Raw genomic sequence first — 15347 nt, 5'->3', positions numbered from 1 at the left:
GGTCGCGCCCGTTAGGGTGGGGGGCATGAACGCAGTCAAACTTCTTCCCTTGGCCGCTGCGCTGGCGATCACCGCCTGCAGCGGCTCTAATGACACCGTCGGGCACGAGGTGTCGATGGCACCGTCCGATGCCTTCATGTCCGCCGTGGCCGCGCATTGCGGCAAGGCGTTCGAAGGCCGTATCGCGGTCAACGAACCGCGCACCGATGCGCCTGATCCTTTCGAGGGCAAGCGCTTGGTCATGCATGTGCGTGGCTGCGAGGATCCGGCGCACGAGCTGCGGATCCCGTTCCATGTTGGCGACGACCACTCGCGCACCTGGGTGCTGAGCCGCACCGAGAACGGCCTGCGCCTGAAGCATGATCACCGCCACGAAGATGGCAGCCCGGATGCGGTCACGATGTACGGGGGTGACAGCAAGCCGCCGGGGACCGCGCAGCGCCAGTCGTTCCCGGTGGATTCGGATTCGGTGGCGATGTTCCGCAAGGCCGACATGCTGGCCTCCGTGCAGAACACCTGGGCGATGGAAGTGGACCCCGACCAGCGCTTCGTCTACGAGCTCACCCGGCCGGGCGGGCGCCACTTCCAGGTGGTGTTCGACCTGACCAAGCCGGTGGCGTTGCCGCCGGCGCCGTGGGGCAGTGAGACGCCGGCACCGTAACCCGGTCTCCCGACGCCGGCCGCAGGTGGCCGGCGCCGCAAGGTGCCGACCCACGGTCGGCACCGGGTGCAGGGCTGTGCCGCTCAGCGCGCCCCGAAGCGGGCGCGGCAGCCGCCGCTGACCCACAGGCTGCCATTGCTGTAGCCCCAGCTGCGGCCCTCCACGCAGGCCGTGCCGGACAGCTGCTGGACCAGTGCCGGGCGCCCCTGGCGGTCATCCCACGCGCAGGTCTGCTGGCGTTTGTCGTTGCTGCTGCAGGTCACGCTGTAGTTGCTGTTGCCACCGCCGCCCCAGTTGCCGCCGCTGTTGCCACGCGCCTCGGCGAACTCGCCGCGGCACCCGCGGTTGACCCACACCGCGCCATTGCGCACGCCCCAGGTCTGGCCTTCGACGCAGGCCGTACCGGAGATCTGGCGGACCAGGGTCGCGTTGCGCCAACCGGTGTTGCAGGTCCGCTCGCGGTTGTCCTGGCTCTCGCAGCGGATGGTCGCCCCGGTGCCGCTACCGCCGCCCCAGTTGCCGCCATTGCCGCGTCCCTCGACGAATTCGGCCCGGCAGCCGCCGCTGACCCAGACGGTGCCATTGCGCGAGCCCCAGTTGCGGCCCTCGGTACAGGTCGTGCCTGAAATCTGCCGGGACAGCCGGGCGCTGCGCCAGCCGGTGTTGCAGACCCGCTCGCGGTTGTCCTGGCTTTCGCAGCGGACCGTGCCGTTGTTGCCGGATCCGGTGCCGCCGCCATTCCAGCCGCCGCCGTTGCCGTTGCCGCGCAGCGAGGTGGCGATGTCCTGCTTGATGCGTGAGAAGCTCCAGCCCGAGTTGACCTGGGCCAGGTAGAAGCGCAGCTGGTCATCCGGGATCCGGCGGCCATTGGACTGGTCGGCGTATTCCTGGGTGATGACCCGGCTGCGGTCGGAGGAGGACAACTGCGACAGATTCTCCGGGGCATAGGCCCGGGTGCTGATCTGGGCGTGCAGGGCCGGGGCCATACAGGCCAGGGCAAGGGTGAGGCAAACGGTGCTCAGACGGCGTTGCATGGCGACATCCCCGTGCGGTCGTTGGTGCGCGGACTATAGGAACGCCCCCGGTTCAGAGCGCGTGATGCCGGGCCGCGGCGCCCGGATTTGCCCCGCCGGGCTGGCGGCCGCAGAATAACGGGCTTTCCGGCGCAGCTTGGCGCCGGCACTCTCCTGCGGAGCTTTACCCCCATGCGTACCCACTTCTGTGGCCTGGTCGACGAGACCCTGATTGGCCAAACCGTTACCCTCGCCGGCTGGACCGACGTTGCCCGCAACCAGGGCGGCGTGGTCTTCATCGATCTGCGCGATCATGAAGGCATCGTGCAGGTGACGGTGGAAGTCGACAACGCAGCCGTGTTCGCCGTGGCCGCCAGCCTGGGCTACGAGGACGTGCTGCAGGTCGAAGGCGTGGTGCGTGCGCGGCATGCGGCCAACGACAAACTCCGCACCGGCAGCGTGGAAGTGATCGCCACGGCCATCACCATCCTCAACAAGGCCGAGCCGCTGCCGTTCCACGCGCACGAGAACCCGGGCGAGGAAACCCGCCTGAAGTACCGTTACCTGGACCTGCGCCGCCCGGAAATGCAGCGCATGCAGCGCACCCGCATCAAGCTGGTGCAGGCCCTGCGCCGCCACCTGGACGCCACCGGTTTCCAGGACATCGAAACCCCGATCCTGACCAAGGCCACCCCGGAAGGCGCCCGCGACTTCCTGGTGCCGGCGCGCATGCACCCGGGCGAGTTCTACGCCCTGCCGCAGAGCCCGCAGCTGTTCAAGCAGATCCTGATGGTGGCTGGCTTCGACCGCTACTACCAGATCGCGCGCTGCTTCCGCGATGAGGCCCTGCGTGCCGACCGCCAACTGGAATTCACCCAGCTGGACATGGAATTCGCCTTCGTGCGCGAGCGCGATGTGCAGGACTTCGTGGAAACCATGATCCGCGCCATCTTCAAGGAAGTGGTGGACGTGGAGCTGGCCGCCAGCTTCCCGCGCATGACCTGGGCCGAGGCGATGCGTCGCTATGGCTCGGACAAGCCGGACCTGCGCATCGCGCTGGAGCTGGTGGACGTGGCCGAGCTGGTCAAGACCAGCGAATTCCCGGTGTTCACCGCCGCCGCCAACGATGCCGACGGCCGCGTGGCTGCGCTGCGCATCCCGGGCGGTGCCAGCCTGTCGCGCAAGCAGATCGACGAATACGCCGCGCATGCCGCCAAGTACGGCGCCAAGGGCCTGGCCTACATCAAGATCAGCGAGAGCGGCGAAGTCAGCTCGCCGATCGCCAAGTTCTTCAGCGAAGAAGCCTTCGCCGCGCTGGTCGCACACGTCGGCGCCGGCAACGGTGACATCGTGTTCTTCGGCGCCGGTGGCTACAACAAGGTCTCCGACTTCATGGGCGCCCTGCGCCTGAAGGCCGGCAAGGACTTCAACCTGGTCGCCGCCGGCTGGGCACCGCTGTGGGTCACCGATTTCCCGATGTTCGAGTACGACGACGAAGCCCAGCGCTACGTCGCCCTGCATCACCCCTTCACCGCCCCGGCGGTGGACGACATCGCCGACCTGCGCGCGAATGCGAAGACCGCCGTGTCGCGTGGCTATGACATGGTGCTCAACGGCAACGAGATCGGCGGTGGCTCGATCCGTATCCACCGCTCGGACATGCAGAGTGCGGTGTTCGAACTGCTGGGCATCGGTGCCGAAGAGGCCGAGGGCAAGTTCGGCTTCCTGCTCGATGCGCTGCGTTTCGGCGCGCCGCCGCACGGTGGCATCGCCTTCGGCATCGACCGTATCGCCGCGCTGATGGCCGGTACCGAGTCGATCCGCGACGTCATCCCGTTCCCGAAGACCACCGGCGCGCAGTGCCTGATGACCGGCGCCCCGTCGCCGATCCCGGACGAGCAGCTGGCCGAAGTGCACGTGCAGGTCCGCCCGCGCGCCGCCAAGGAATAAGCCGGGACGCACCGGCCCCCGGTCGGCGTCGACACGTGGCAGGTACCGACCGGTGGTCGGTACCTGCTGCGGATCCTGCCCACCAGGATCGACAGGTTCGCGGGTCGTGGGGCGCCATCGCCGCCACGTTCAGGTAAATTGGCGGTTCTTGCCGATGCCGATGCTCCCGCCGTGACTCCAGGCCGCTATACCATCCGCCGCGCCACCCCGGACGACGCCCAGACCCTGTCGGTGCTGGCCACGCGCACGTTCGTGGAAACCTTCGGCTCCCTGTACCCGCCCGAAGACCTGCAGGCCTTCCTGGATGAGGCGTACCCGGCGCAGCGCCAGCGCATCATCCTTGAACACCCCGATTACGCGGTCTGGCTGCTGGAGCTCGATGGCGTCGCCGTGGGCCATGCCGCCGCCGGCCCCTGTGGCCTGCCGCATGCCGAGGTGCAGCCCGGCGATGGCGAACTCAAGCGGCTGTACCTGATCAAGGACCAGCAGAGCTGCGGCTGGGGCAGCCGCCTGTTCGAAACCGCGCTGGCCTGGCTGGAACGGGAAGGCCCGCGCACGCTGTGGCTGGGCGTCTGGTCGGAAAACTTCGGCGCGCAGCGGTTCTATGCCCGCTATGGCTTCAGCAAGGTCGGCACCTACGAGTTCCCGGTCGGCAGCGTGCGCGACCTGGAGTTCATCCTGCGCCGCCCGCCCACGGCGGGCTGAGCACGACATCGTCATGGCCGCAGCGGCTTCACCTGCCGTTGGCTGGCCCATTTGTCTAATGACGCTGTTTCCTTCTGCAGGCGCCCCGCCCAATGGGCGAGGCTGACATCATGAATCCCCCCGTTTTACTGCTGCATGGCATCTGGAACGCACGCGCCTGGGTCGGCCCGTTGGCCTGGCGCCTGCGCGCCCGTGGCTTCACCGTGGATACCTTCGGGTATTCGAGCGTGTTCGGTGGCCCCGAGGTGGCAGTGCCGCAGCTGCTGGAGCGGCTCAAGGACAGTGGCCCGGTCTCGCTGGTCGGCCACAGCCTGGGCGGACTGGTTGCCCTTGAGGCCCTGCGGCGCGCCCCGGAGCTGCCGGTGTCGCGCGTGGTCTGCCTGGGCTCGCCACTGCGCGGCAGCGTGACCGCCCGCTCCCTGAGCGATCACGGCTGGTCGCTGGCGCTGGGGCGCAGCTCGGAACTGCTGCTCGATGGGCTCCCGGCCTGGGAGGGCAGGGCCCAGGTCGGGCTGATCGCCGGCTCGGTCCCGCATGGCCTGGGCAGCCTGCTGGGCGCCTGTGGCGAGGCCTCCGATGGCACCGTAGCGCTGGATGAGACCCAGCTGCCGGGGCTCGCCGACCACTGTGTGATCCCGGCCAGCCACAGCGGGCTGGTGTTCTCGCCCGATGCCGCGCGGCAGACCGCCGCCTTCCTGCGCGATGGCCGGTTCCGGCGCGATGATGCGGCCCACGCCGCCTGAGCGGGCGGGGTGGTGACACGGGCGGGGCGGCGGATCAGGTAGAATTCGCGCCCTGTTCCTGACAGAAGCACGAGAGTCACCCCATGGGTAGAGGCCCCTCCATCGAGAACCGCAAAAACGCGTCTGACGCGAAGCGCGGCAAGATTTTCACCAAGATCATCCGCGAGATCGGCGTTGCCGCGCGCGGCGGTGGAGGCGACCCCAACAACAACCCGCGCCTGCGCGTTGCCATGGACAAGGGCCTGTCCTCGAACATGTCCAAGGACGTGATCGAGCGCGCCATCAAGAAGGCGACCGGTGAGCTGGAAGGCGTGGAGTACGAAGAGATCCGCTACGAGGGCTATGCCCCCGGTGGCGTGGCCGTGATCGTGGACTGCCTGACCGACAACCGCGTGCGCACCGTGGCCGATGTCCGCCATGCGTTCAGCAAGTGCGGCGGCAACATGGGCACCGAAGGCTCGGTGGCCTTCATGTTCAAGCGCCTGGGCGTGCTGCACTTCGCCGCCGGTGCGGACGAAGAAGCCGTCACCGAAGCGGCGATCGAGGCCGGTGCGGACGACATCGTGGTCTACCCGGAAGATGGGGCGATCGATGTGCTCACCGCGGCCGACAGCTATCACGCCGTCAAGGACGCGATGGAAGCAGCCGGTTTCAAGCCGGACCATGCCGAAATCACCTTCCGTGCCGACAACGACATCAAGGTCGAGGGCGACACCGCCCTGCAGGTCAAGAAGCTGCTGGACATGCTCGAAGACCTGGACGACGTGCAGGACGTGTTCTCCAACGCCGATCTCGGCGCGGACGCCTACGCCTGAGCGGGCCCTTCACCGGTCGCTTTGCGCGACCGGTGAGCGGACAATGCGGACCATGATGACTCCAGCCGTTCCCTGTTATCCCCGCCGCATGTGTCCCTTCCGGGCCGCGGGCGGCCGTGTGCGTGCCGCATGACACGCATCCTCGGCATCGACCCCGGTTCGCAGCGCACCGGGGTGGGCATCATTGATGTGGACGCCGCCGGCAGGGTGGTGCATGTCCACCACCTGCCACTGGTGCTGCTGGGCGCGGACGACTTCCCGCAGCGGATGAAGCTGCTGGTGGTGGGCCTGACCGCCCTGGTCGAGGAGTACCGCCCCGACGAAGTGGCCATCGAAAAGGTGTTCATGGCACGCAACCCGGATTCGGCCCTGAAGCTGGGCCAGGCCCGCGGCGCGGCCATCTCGGCCGTGGTGATGCGCGACCTGCCGGTCAGCGAATACGCGGCCACCGAGATCAAGCTGGCCGTGGTGGGCCGCGGTGGCGCGGAAAAACAACAGGTCCAACACATGGTCGGGCTCATGCTCAACCTGAAAACCAAGCTGCAGGCCGACGCCGCCGACGCGTTGGCCGTGGCGATCACCCACGCCCATGTCCGGGCCACGGCGCTGCGCCTGGGCGTCAATGCGCGCCAGGCCTGGAGCCGGAAATGAGGAAAACTGCATGATTGGTCGTCTGCGCGGGATCGTGGCCTACAAGGCGCCGCCGTGGCTCATGGTCGACGTCAATGGCGTCGGTTACGAACTGGAGGCGCCGATGAGCACCTTCTACGACCTGCCCGAGCTGGGCCGCGAGGTCACGCTGTTCACCCATTACGCGCAGAAGGAAGACAGCGTCTCGCTGTACGGTTTCCTGCGCGAGGGTGAGCGCCGCCTGTTCCGCGATGTGCAGAAGGTGAGCGGGATCGGCGCCAAGATCGCGCTGGCGGTGCTCTCCGGCGTCAGCGTGGACGAGTTCGCGCGCATGCTGCAGGCCGGTGACATCACCGCGCTGACCCGCATCCCGGGCATCGGCAAGAAGACCGCCGAGCGCATGGTGCTGGAGCTGCGCGACCGCGCGGCCAACTTCGGCGGCGGCGGGGCACCCATCGCCGGCGCGGCACCGGCCACCGATCCGGTCTCCGAGGCGACCGTGGCCCTGCAGCAGCTGGGTTACAAGCCGGTCGAGGCTGCACGCATGGCGCGCGACGCCAACGCCGAAGGCGACGATGTCGCCACGGTCATCCGCAAAGCCCTGCAGGCTGCGCTGCGCTGAGCCGCGCGCCCGCCTGTTCCTGATCCGATACCGACCGCGTCCGCCCGGAGCCTCATGTCCACCACTTCCCCCCAGCACAGCGACGGCCAGGCCCCGCACGGCCACGCGCCGGCGGCCGGCGGCATGGCGCTGATGATCGGCGCCATCGGCGTGGTGTTCGGCGACATCGGCACCAGCCCGCTGTACACGCTCAAAGAAGCGTTCTCCCCGCACTACGGCCTCAACAGCGACCATGACACCGTGCTGGGCGTGCTGTCCCTGGCGTTCTGGGCACTGAACATCGTGGTGACGCTCAAGTACGTCACCATCATCATGCGCGCCGACAACGACGGCGAGGGCGGCATCATGGCGCTGATGGCGCTGACCCAGCGCACGCTGCGGAACGGCTCGCGCTCGGCCTACGTGGTGGGCATCCTGGGCATCTTCGGCGCCTCGCTGTTCTTCGGCGACGGCGTGATCACCCCGGCCATCTCCGTGCTGGGTGCGGTCGAAGGCCTGGAGGTCGCGGCCCCGGGGCTGCACAACTTCATCGTGCCGATCACCGTGGTGGTGCTGCTGGCGGTGTTTGCCGTACAGCGCTTCGGCACGGCCAAGATCGGCAAGCTGTTCGGCCCGATCACCTCGATCTGGTTCATCTCCCTGGCGGCGATCGGCATCTGGAACATCGTCGATGCGCCGGAAGTGCTCAAGGCCTTCAACCCGATGTGGGCGCTGCGCTTCTTCATGGAGCACGGCTGGCACGGCATCTTCATCCTCGGCGCGGTGGTGCTGGCTGTGACCGGTGGCGAGGCGCTGTATGCCGACATGGGCCACTTCGGCGCCAGGCCGATCCGCCACGCCTGGTATTACTTCGTGCTGCCGTGCCTGGTGCTGAACTACCTGGGGCAGGGCGCGTTGGTGCTCAAGCACCCCGAAGCGGTGAAGAATCCGTTCTTCGAAGCGGTACCGGAGTGGGGCCTGTACCCGATGATCGTGCTGGCGACGATGGCGGCGGTGATCGCTTCGCAGTCGGTGATCACCGGGGCGTTCTCGGTTTCGCGCCAGGCCATGCAGCTGGGCTACATCCCGCGCATGCGCATCACCCATACCTCGCACGACACCATCGGCCAGATCTACATCCCGGGCATCAACTGGGGCATCGCGGTGATGGTGATCGGGCTGGTGCTGGCCTTCCGCAGCTCCTCCAACCTGGCCGTGGCCTACGGCATTTCGGTGTCGGCCACCATGCTGATCGATACCCTGCTGCTCGCACTGGTCGCCCGCGCGCTGTGGCCGAAAGCGCGCAACTGGATCCTGCCGCTGTGCGTGATCTTCTTCGTGATCGACCTGGGCTTCGTGATCGCCAACGGCGCCAAGCTGCTGCAGGGCGCGTGGTTCCCGGTGGTGCTGGGCATCGTGCTGTTCACCATGATGCGCACCTGGCGCCGGGGCCGCGAGCTGCTGCGCGATGAGATCCGCAAGGACGGCATCCGGATCGACACCTTCCTGCCGGGCCTGATGCTGGCCCCGCCGGTGCGGGTGCCGGGTACCGCGGTGTTCCTGACCGCCGACCCCTCGGTGGCCCCGCACGCGCTGATGCACAACCTCAAGCACAACAAGGTGCTGCACGAGCGCAACGTGTTCCTGCACGTGGTGACCCTGCCGGTGCCGTACGCGCCTTCGGGCCAGCGCCTGAAGATCGAGTCGGTGGGCGATGAGTTCTATCGGATCTACGTGCGCTTCGGCTTCATGGAGACCCCGGACGTACCGCTGGCGCTGATGCGCTCGTGCGACCACGGCGGGATCTACTTCGACCCGATGGACACCACGTTCTTCGCCAGCCGCGAGACCATCGTGGCCACGGCCAACCGCGGCATGCCGATCTGGCGCGACAAGCTGTTCGCGCTGATGCACCGCAACGCGGCGCCGGCGACCGGGTTCTTCCGGATTCCAGGGAATCGGCTGGTGGAACTGGGCGCGCAGGTGGAGATCTGACTGCGTCGGATCGCCCCTTGCTGCCCAAGGTTTGCTGCGCAGACCTTGGGACCCGGGCGCCTTCCGCTTAAAAACCCCGCACATTCGGTGTGCCCCTCCGATGCGTTCCCGGTAGTGCCGGCCGCTGGCCGGCTCCCCATGACCCCTGCATCGTGCGGAGCCGGCCAGCGGCCGGCACTACCTGGAGCGCGCATCGTGCGGAGCCGGCCAGCGGCCGGCACTACCTGGAGCGCGCATCGTGCGGAGCCGGCCAGCGGCCGGCACTACCTGGAGCGCGCATCGTGCGGAGCCGGCCAGCGGCCGGCATTACCTGGAGCGCGGATCGCGCTCCTTTTGCCGCATAATTGCCGCATGACAGACGACCGCATCATCGGTGCCGGTGCCACCCGCGAAGACGAGGGCACCGACGCCAGCATCCGCCCCAAGCGCATGGCCGATTACCTGGGCCAGGCGCCGGTGCGCGAGCAGCTGTCGATCTACATCGAAGCGACCAAGGCCCGTGGCGACGCGCTCGACCACGTGCTGATCTTCGGGCCGCCAGGCCTGGGCAAGACCACCTTGAGCCACGTGATCGCCAACGAGCTGGGGGTCGCGCTGCGCGTCACCTCCGGGCCGGTGATCGAGAAGGCCGGTGACCTGGCCGCGCTGCTGACCAACCTGCAGCCGCACGATGTGCTGTTCATCGATGAAATCCACCGCCTCTCGCCGGTCGTCGAAGAAGTGCTGTACCCGGCGATGGAAGATTTCCAGATCGACATCATGATCGGCGAGGGCCCTGCGGCCCGCTCGATCAAGATCGATCTGCCGCCGTTCACGCTGATCGGTGCGACCACCCGTGCCGGCCTGCTGACCGCGCCGCTGCGCGACCGCTTCGGCATCGTGCATCGGCTGGAGTTCTATACGCCTGAAGAGCTGACGAAGATCGTCCGGCGCTCGGCCAGCATCCTCAACATCGACTGCACCGCCGAGGGGGCGGCCGAGATCGCCCGGCGCTCGCGCGGCACGCCGCGTATCGCGAACCGGCTGCTGCGCCGGGTACGCGACTTCGCGCAGGTGAAGGCGGCCGGCCACATCGACCAGGACGTGGCCCAGGCCGCCATGCAGATGCTCAAGGTCGACCCGGAAGGCTTCGACGAGCTCGATCGGCGCCTGCTGCGGACCATGGTCGATTACTTCGACGGCGGTCCGGTCGGGATCGAATCGCTGGCCGCCGCGCTCTCCGAAGAGCGTGGCACGCTGGAAGACGTGGTCGAGCCCTATCTGATCCAGCAGGGCTTCCTGATCCGCACCGCGCGCGGCCGCATGTGCACGCACAAGGCTTACCGGCACATGGGCCTGAAGCCGAAGAATCCGCCGGCCGACCTGTTCGCGGAGGTCCCGGATGTCGGTTGATCCCCGGGTTGAGCCCCGATTCAGTTGGCCGACACGCATTTACTGGGAAGATACCGACGCTGGCGGGGTCGTGTACCACGCCCGCTACGTGGCCTTCATGGAACGGGCGCGGACCGAATGGATGCGCGCATTGGGGTATGGTCAGGAGCGCATGCGCTGCGACCACGGCCTTGTGTTCGCGGTGCGCAGCATGACCATGGATTTCCTCAAGCCGGCGCGGCTGGACGATGCGCTGGCGGTTACCGCCACGCTGGTGCAGTGCAAGCGTGCCAGCATGGTGTTCGCCCAGGCCGTGTGCCGGGGCGGGGAAACACTGCTGACCGCGCAGGTGAAGATCGCCGCGCTCGATGCAGCCACCTTCAAACCGCGTGGCATGGACGATGCACTGCATGCCGCGCTGAAACACCTCGAATTTCCAGAATCCGCATACTGAGGAACAACGGATGATCGCAATGCTCCTGGCCCTGCAGGCCACGGTGACCGAAGCGCTGCCGCAGGAAGTCACCAGCGCCGCGGCGCAGACTGTCGCCCAAGCCGCGCACGGCGGTGGCATCAACTACCTGGACCTGATGGTCAAGGCCAGCATCCCGGTGAAGATCATCGTGCTGCTGCTGCTGGCCGGCTCGTTCATCAGCTGGGTGATCATCTTCCGCAAGGCGCGCGTGTTCAACGCCGCCAACCGCGCTGCCGATGAGTTCGAAAGCCGCTTCTGGTCCGGTGCGGACCTGGGCAAGCTGTACAGCTCGGCGACCGACCGCAACCGCCAGGTCGGTGGCCTGGAAGCGATCTTCGAATCGGGCTTCCGCGAGTTCACCCGCCTGCGCGACAAGCGCCGCCTGGATGGCCGCGCCCAGCTGGAAGGTGCCCAGCGCGCCATGCGCACCACCTATACCCGCGAAGTGGACCAGATGGAGCGCAGCCTGGAGCTGCTGGCCAACATCGGCTCGACCGCCCCGTACGTGGGTCTGGTCGGCACCGTGTTCGGCATCATGGTGACCATGCACGACATGATCAACAGCGGCGAACAGGCCGGTATCGCCTCGGTCGCACCGGGTATCTCCGAAGCCCTGTTCGCCACCGCCATCGGCCTGTTCGTGGCGATCCCGGCGGTGTGGGCCTACAACCGCTTCACCACCCGCGTGGAGCGCATGTCGGTGCGCTTTGAAACCTTCGCAGAAGAGTTCAGCTCGATCCTGCAGCGTCAGACCGCGGGCGACGAGTAAGCGCCCAGCACAGGAGTCCTGCCATGACCGCAGCCATTGGCCGCCGCAAGCGCCGAAAGCTCAAATCCGAAATCAACGTCGTGCCCTACATCGACGTCATGCTGGTGCTGCTCATCATCTTCATGGTGACCGCGCCGCTGCTCACGCTGAGCTTTGAAGTGGATCTGCCGACCTCCCAGGCCAAGGCGCTGGAGAGCAAGCAGGATCCGGTGATCGTCTCCGTCCGCCTGGATGGCCAGCTCAGCCTGAAGCTGCCCGAGGCCAAGGATCCGGAACCGATGGATGCCGCCCGCCTGCAGGCCCAGCTGTCCGCGCTTTCCTCGCAGGACAAGAACCTGCGCGTGATCGTTGCCGCCGACAAGGCCGTGGCCTATGAGAAGGTGGTCGCGGCCATGGACGTGATCAAGCGCGCCAACGTGGAAAAGGTGGGCCTGGCGACCGATGCACGCTGAAGCCCTGCCACCGCAGCGTCAGCCTGAAGAGAAGTGGGGTCTGCCGATCGCGCTGGCGCTCGGCGTGCACCTGCTGCTGGCCCTGATCTTCATCGCCGCCTGGTTGTGGTCGCCGCAACGCACCACCGAAGCGGCCGCCGGCGATCCGGCCATCGAGGCCAGCCTGCAGCTGTCCGCCTCCGAAGCCTCGGCCGCGCGCCAGGCCCTGCGCGCCTCCGAGACGCTGCCGGACCTGCCCGAACCGGTCGCCGAGCCCGAGCCCATTCCCGAAGACACCGTGCCGCCGCCGCAGCCGTTGCCCGAGCCGCGCCCGCAGGACGCGCCGACGCCGCAGCAGTCGCAGGCGCAGGAGCGCATCGCCCAGCCCGACACGGTCGACCAGGAAGCGGTCAACGCGCTGGCGATCTCGGCTGAAAAGGCCAAACAGGAGCAGGAAGCCAAGCGCCGCCAGGAACAGATCGACCTGACCGAGCGCAAGCGCCAGGAACAGGCCGAGCAGAAGCTGCGCCTGGCCAAGCAGCAGGAAGAGGCGGAGCTGAAGAAGAAGCTGGCCGAGCAGGAACAGAAAGCCAACGACGCCAAGGCCGAGGCCGAGCGCGACAAGAAGCTGGCCGAGATCCGGCGCAAGCGCGCCCAGGCCGAGAACGAAGCCAAGCTGGCCGAGCAGAAGCTGCGCCAGGTCACCGCCGCGCGTGCCGCCAATGCCTCGGCCTCCACCGCCGGTGCCACCGGTGCCGCCAAGCCGGCGGCTGGTGCGGGCGGGACCAGCGACGATCTGAGCGCCAAGTACGCCGCCGCGATCCAGCAGAAGGTCTCCGCGCAGTGGACGCGTCCGGATTCGGTGCCATTGGGCCAGCGCTGCCAGGTCTCGATCACCCAGATTCCGGGCGGGCAGGTCATCCAGGCCAAGGTCAGCGGCAGCTGCCCGTTCGACGAAGCCGGCCGCCGCTCGATCGAGGCCGCCGTATTGAATGCCCAGCCGTTGCCGTACCGCGGTTTCGAATCGGTGTTCGCGCGCACGATCAACTTCACCTTCACCGCCCAGGATTGATCCCGGGCGGTCCGGGGAAGTTCCGCCGGCACGCTGTACAGGGGCTCATGGCCAAGTTGGGGGGCGGAGCGCGCCGAATCCGGCCGGTTGGTTAACGGGCCGTGAGATTTGTGCGCTCGGTGACTCGGAATTCACACTGCCTTGGTTCATGATTGCGAAACTGTTCACCGCGGTCCTGTTATCCCTCGTTCTGGTTTCCCCCCTATTGAGCGCTCCATGAAAAAAATGCCTCGCTGGCTTGCCGTTGTTGCGGCCCTGTTGTTGCCCTTTGCTGCCATGGCGCAGCAGAAGGGGCTGGATATCGACATCATTGGCGGCAATGCCTCCGCCACGCCGATCACCGTCGTCCCGATGCCCTACCAGGGTTCGGCCGGTGCCCCGCAGACCGACGTGGCCGCTGTGGTACGCGCCGATCTGGACCGTTCCGGCCAGTTCCGCAACCTGCCGGAAGCCCAAATCGTCGAAAAACCGACCCGTGGCAGCGAGATCCAGTTCGCCACCTGGCGCGCGCTGAAGCAGAACTACATCGTCGTCGGCCGGGTCATGGACGCCGGTGCCGGTGCCTACCGCGTGGAGTACGAGCTCTACGACGTGCCCAAGGGTGAGCGCCTGCTCGGCCTGGCGATGACCGCCCGTGGCAACGCCATGCGCGATGTCGCCCACCAGATGGCCGATGCCATCTACGAGAAGATCACCGGTGTCCGCGGGGCCTTCTGGACCCGCATCGCCTACGTCACCGCCAGCGGCAAGGGCGATGCCATGCGCTATGCGCTGATGGTGGCCGATTCGGACGGCTTCAACCCGCAGACCATCGTGCGCTCGGCCGAGCCGCTGCTCTCGCCCAGCTGGAGCCCGGACGGCAACAAGCTGGCCTACGTCAGCTTCGAACGCGGCAACTCGGCGATCTACATCCAGAACATCTCCAGTGGCGCCCGTGAGCTGGTCACCAGCTTCCGCGGCATCAACAGCGCCCCGTCGTTCTCCCCGGACGGCCGTCGCCTGGCCCTGTCGCTGTCGCGCAGCGGCAACCCGGAGATCTACGTGATGGACCTGGGCAGCAAACAGCTGACCCAGCTGACCAACCACTTCGCCATCGATACCGAGCCGACCTGGAGCCCGGACGGCAGCAGCGTCTACTTCACCTCCGACCGTGGTGGCCGCCCGCAGATCTACCAGGTGGCCTCCAGCGGCGGCAGCGCTTCGCGCGTGACCTTCCAGGGCAACTACAACGCCACCCCGAGCCTGTCCTACGACGGCAAGAAGCTGGTGGTCGCCCAGGGCAGTGGCAACACCTACAAGATCGCGATGATGGACAGCAGCACGGGCTCGGCCCGCTGGAACACGCTGTCGCCAGGGTCGCTGGATGAATCGCCGAGCTTTGCGCCCAACGCGAGCATGGTGTTGTACGCCGCCCGCGAGGGTGGTCGTGGAGTGTTGTATGCCGTTTCGGCCGATGCGCGCGTGCGCCAGCGGCTGGTTCTGGCCGACGGTGATGTTCGTGAGCCTTCTTGGTCGCCATACCGTACAAAGCGCTAACAGAGTGTTAAGATTTCGCCGTATTCATCCCTCATCCGGCTTTAGGAGCCTCAAAGGTATCGCCATGAACAAGACCACCCGCGTTCTGCTTGTCTCCCTGTTGTCCGTGGCCGCCCTGGCCGGTTGTTCCAAGAAGGTCAAGGAAGCGCCTGTTGCCCCGGTTGATACCGGCAGCACCACCGCTCCGACCGGCCCGTCCACCTCCGGCCTGTACGGCCCGGGCGATCTGGATACCGACTCCTGCCTGCGCCAGCGCGTGGTGTACTTCGACCTGGACAAGGAAGACGTGAAGCCGGAATTCCAGGCCATCATGGCTTGCCACGCCAAGTACCTGCGTGACCGTCCGTCCTCGCGCATGACCCTGCAGGGCCACACCGACGAGCGCGGTTCGCGCGCGTACAACCAGGCCCTGGGCGAGCGTCGTGGCAACGGCGTGTCCTCGGCACTGCAGGCCAACGGTGGTTCGGCTTCGCAGCTGACCGTCGTGTCCTACGGTGAAGAGCGTCCGGTCTGCACCGAGTCGGGCGAGTCCTGCTGGTCGCAGAACCGTCGCGTCGAGATCGTGTACACGGCTCAGTAA

16 protein-coding genes are annotated in these 15347 nt (G+C 67.4%); 15 read left to right on the top strand and 1 reads right to left on the bottom strand.

The genetic code is table 11. The annotated features are described in order from the left end of the window. Positions 1-25 precede the first annotated feature (25 nt). On the top strand, positions 26-661 hold the full coding sequence (locus tag BIZ42_RS05295) for a hypothetical protein (RefSeq protein WP_070425775.1): 636 nt from the start codon (positions 26-28) through the stop codon (positions 659-661). Positions 662-744: 83 nt separating this feature from the next. Here BIZ42_RS05295 and BIZ42_RS05290 read toward each other — a convergent pair whose 3' ends face one another. After that, positions 745-1695, bottom strand: coding sequence for a DUF3011 domain-containing protein (locus tag BIZ42_RS05290; RefSeq protein WP_156785692.1), 951 nt, complete (start codon positions 1693-1695; stop codon positions 745-747). Between the two features lie 171 nt (positions 1696-1866). On the opposite strand from BIZ42_RS05290, the gene aspS reads away from it, so the two are divergent. The 14 genes from aspS to pal all read left to right on the top strand — a co-directional run bounded on the left by aspS (position 1867) and on the right by pal (position 15347). Further along, the gene (aspS, locus tag BIZ42_RS05285; protein ID WP_070425774.1) at positions 1867-3624 is read left to right on the top strand and encodes an aspartate--tRNA ligase; all 1758 of its coding nucleotides are present in this window, start codon (positions 1867-1869) and stop codon (positions 3622-3624) included. Positions 3625-3795: 171 nt separating this feature from the next. After that, complete coding sequence (locus tag BIZ42_RS05280) at positions 3796-4329, top strand: GNAT family N-acetyltransferase (RefSeq protein WP_046274331.1); 534 nt, start codon at positions 3796-3798, stop codon at positions 4327-4329. 110 nt (positions 4330-4439) lie between these two features. Further along, positions 4440-5072, top strand: a complete 633-nt coding sequence (locus BIZ42_RS05275; protein ID WP_026070240.1) for an alpha/beta fold hydrolase — start codon at positions 4440-4442, stop codon at positions 5070-5072. 83 nt (positions 5073-5155) lie between these two features. Then, positions 5156-5887, top strand: a complete 732-nt coding sequence (locus BIZ42_RS05270) for a YebC/PmpR family DNA-binding transcriptional regulator (protein WP_019186141.1) — start codon at positions 5156-5158, stop codon at positions 5885-5887. Positions 5888-6016: 129 nt separating this feature from the next. Then, a complete protein-coding gene (ruvC, locus tag BIZ42_RS05265; RefSeq protein WP_019186142.1) occupies positions 6017-6538 on the top strand; it encodes a crossover junction endodeoxyribonuclease RuvC in 522 nt (173 codons plus the stop codon). 10 nt (positions 6539-6548) lie between these two features. Beyond that, the gene (ruvA, locus tag BIZ42_RS05260; protein ID WP_046274332.1) at positions 6549-7139 is read left to right on the top strand and encodes a Holliday junction branch migration protein RuvA; all 591 of its coding nucleotides are present in this window, start codon (positions 6549-6551) and stop codon (positions 7137-7139) included. A gap of 123 nt (positions 7140-7262) precedes the next feature. Then, complete coding sequence (locus BIZ42_RS05255; RefSeq protein WP_167390318.1) at positions 7263-9113, top strand: potassium transporter Kup; 1851 nt, start codon at positions 7263-7265, stop codon at positions 9111-9113. A gap of 351 nt (positions 9114-9464) precedes the next feature. Then, positions 9465-10505 carry a Holliday junction branch migration DNA helicase RuvB gene (gene ruvB / locus BIZ42_RS05250; RefSeq protein ID WP_046272623.1) on the top strand — a complete coding sequence of 347 codons (1041 nt, stop codon included), beginning with the start codon at positions 9465-9467 and terminating at the stop codon, positions 10503-10505. Further along, a complete protein-coding gene (ybgC, locus tag BIZ42_RS05245) occupies positions 10495-10938 on the top strand; it encodes a tol-pal system-associated acyl-CoA thioesterase (RefSeq protein ID WP_070425772.1) in 444 nt (147 codons plus the stop codon). Before ruvB ends, ybgC begins: the two co-directional genes overlap by 11 nt. 10 nt (positions 10939-10948) lie before the next feature. Further along, complete coding sequence (tolQ, locus tag BIZ42_RS05240) at positions 10949-11728, top strand: protein TolQ (RefSeq protein ID WP_019185221.1); 780 nt, start codon at positions 10949-10951, stop codon at positions 11726-11728. A 23-nt stretch (positions 11729-11751) separates the two neighbouring features. Continuing rightward, positions 11752-12180: a protein TolR gene (tolR, locus tag BIZ42_RS05235; protein WP_019185220.1), complete on the top strand. Its 429-nt coding sequence runs from the start codon at positions 11752-11754 to the stop codon at positions 12178-12180. Then, positions 12170-13231: a cell envelope integrity protein TolA gene (tolA, locus tag BIZ42_RS05230; RefSeq protein WP_019185219.1), complete on the top strand. Its 1062-nt coding sequence runs from the start codon at positions 12170-12172 to the stop codon at positions 13229-13231. Before tolR ends, tolA begins: the two co-directional genes overlap by 11 nt. 216 nt (positions 13232-13447) lie before the next feature. Next, a complete protein-coding gene (gene tolB / locus BIZ42_RS05225) occupies positions 13448-14767 on the top strand; it encodes a Tol-Pal system beta propeller repeat protein TolB (protein ID WP_046272625.1) in 1320 nt (439 codons plus the stop codon). 64 nt (positions 14768-14831) lie between these two features. Next, on the top strand, positions 14832-15347 hold the full coding sequence (gene pal, locus BIZ42_RS05220; protein ID WP_019185217.1) for a peptidoglycan-associated lipoprotein Pal: 516 nt from the start codon (positions 14832-14834) through the stop codon (positions 15345-15347).

Source organism: Stenotrophomonas sp. LM091, assembly GCF_001806305.1.
GTDB classification, from domain to species: Bacteria; Pseudomonadota; Gammaproteobacteria; order Xanthomonadales; family Xanthomonadaceae; genus Stenotrophomonas; species Stenotrophomonas bentonitica_A.
Note: the sequence above shows the minus strand (reverse complement) of the source record. Positions and strands in the feature narration are given on the sequence as shown.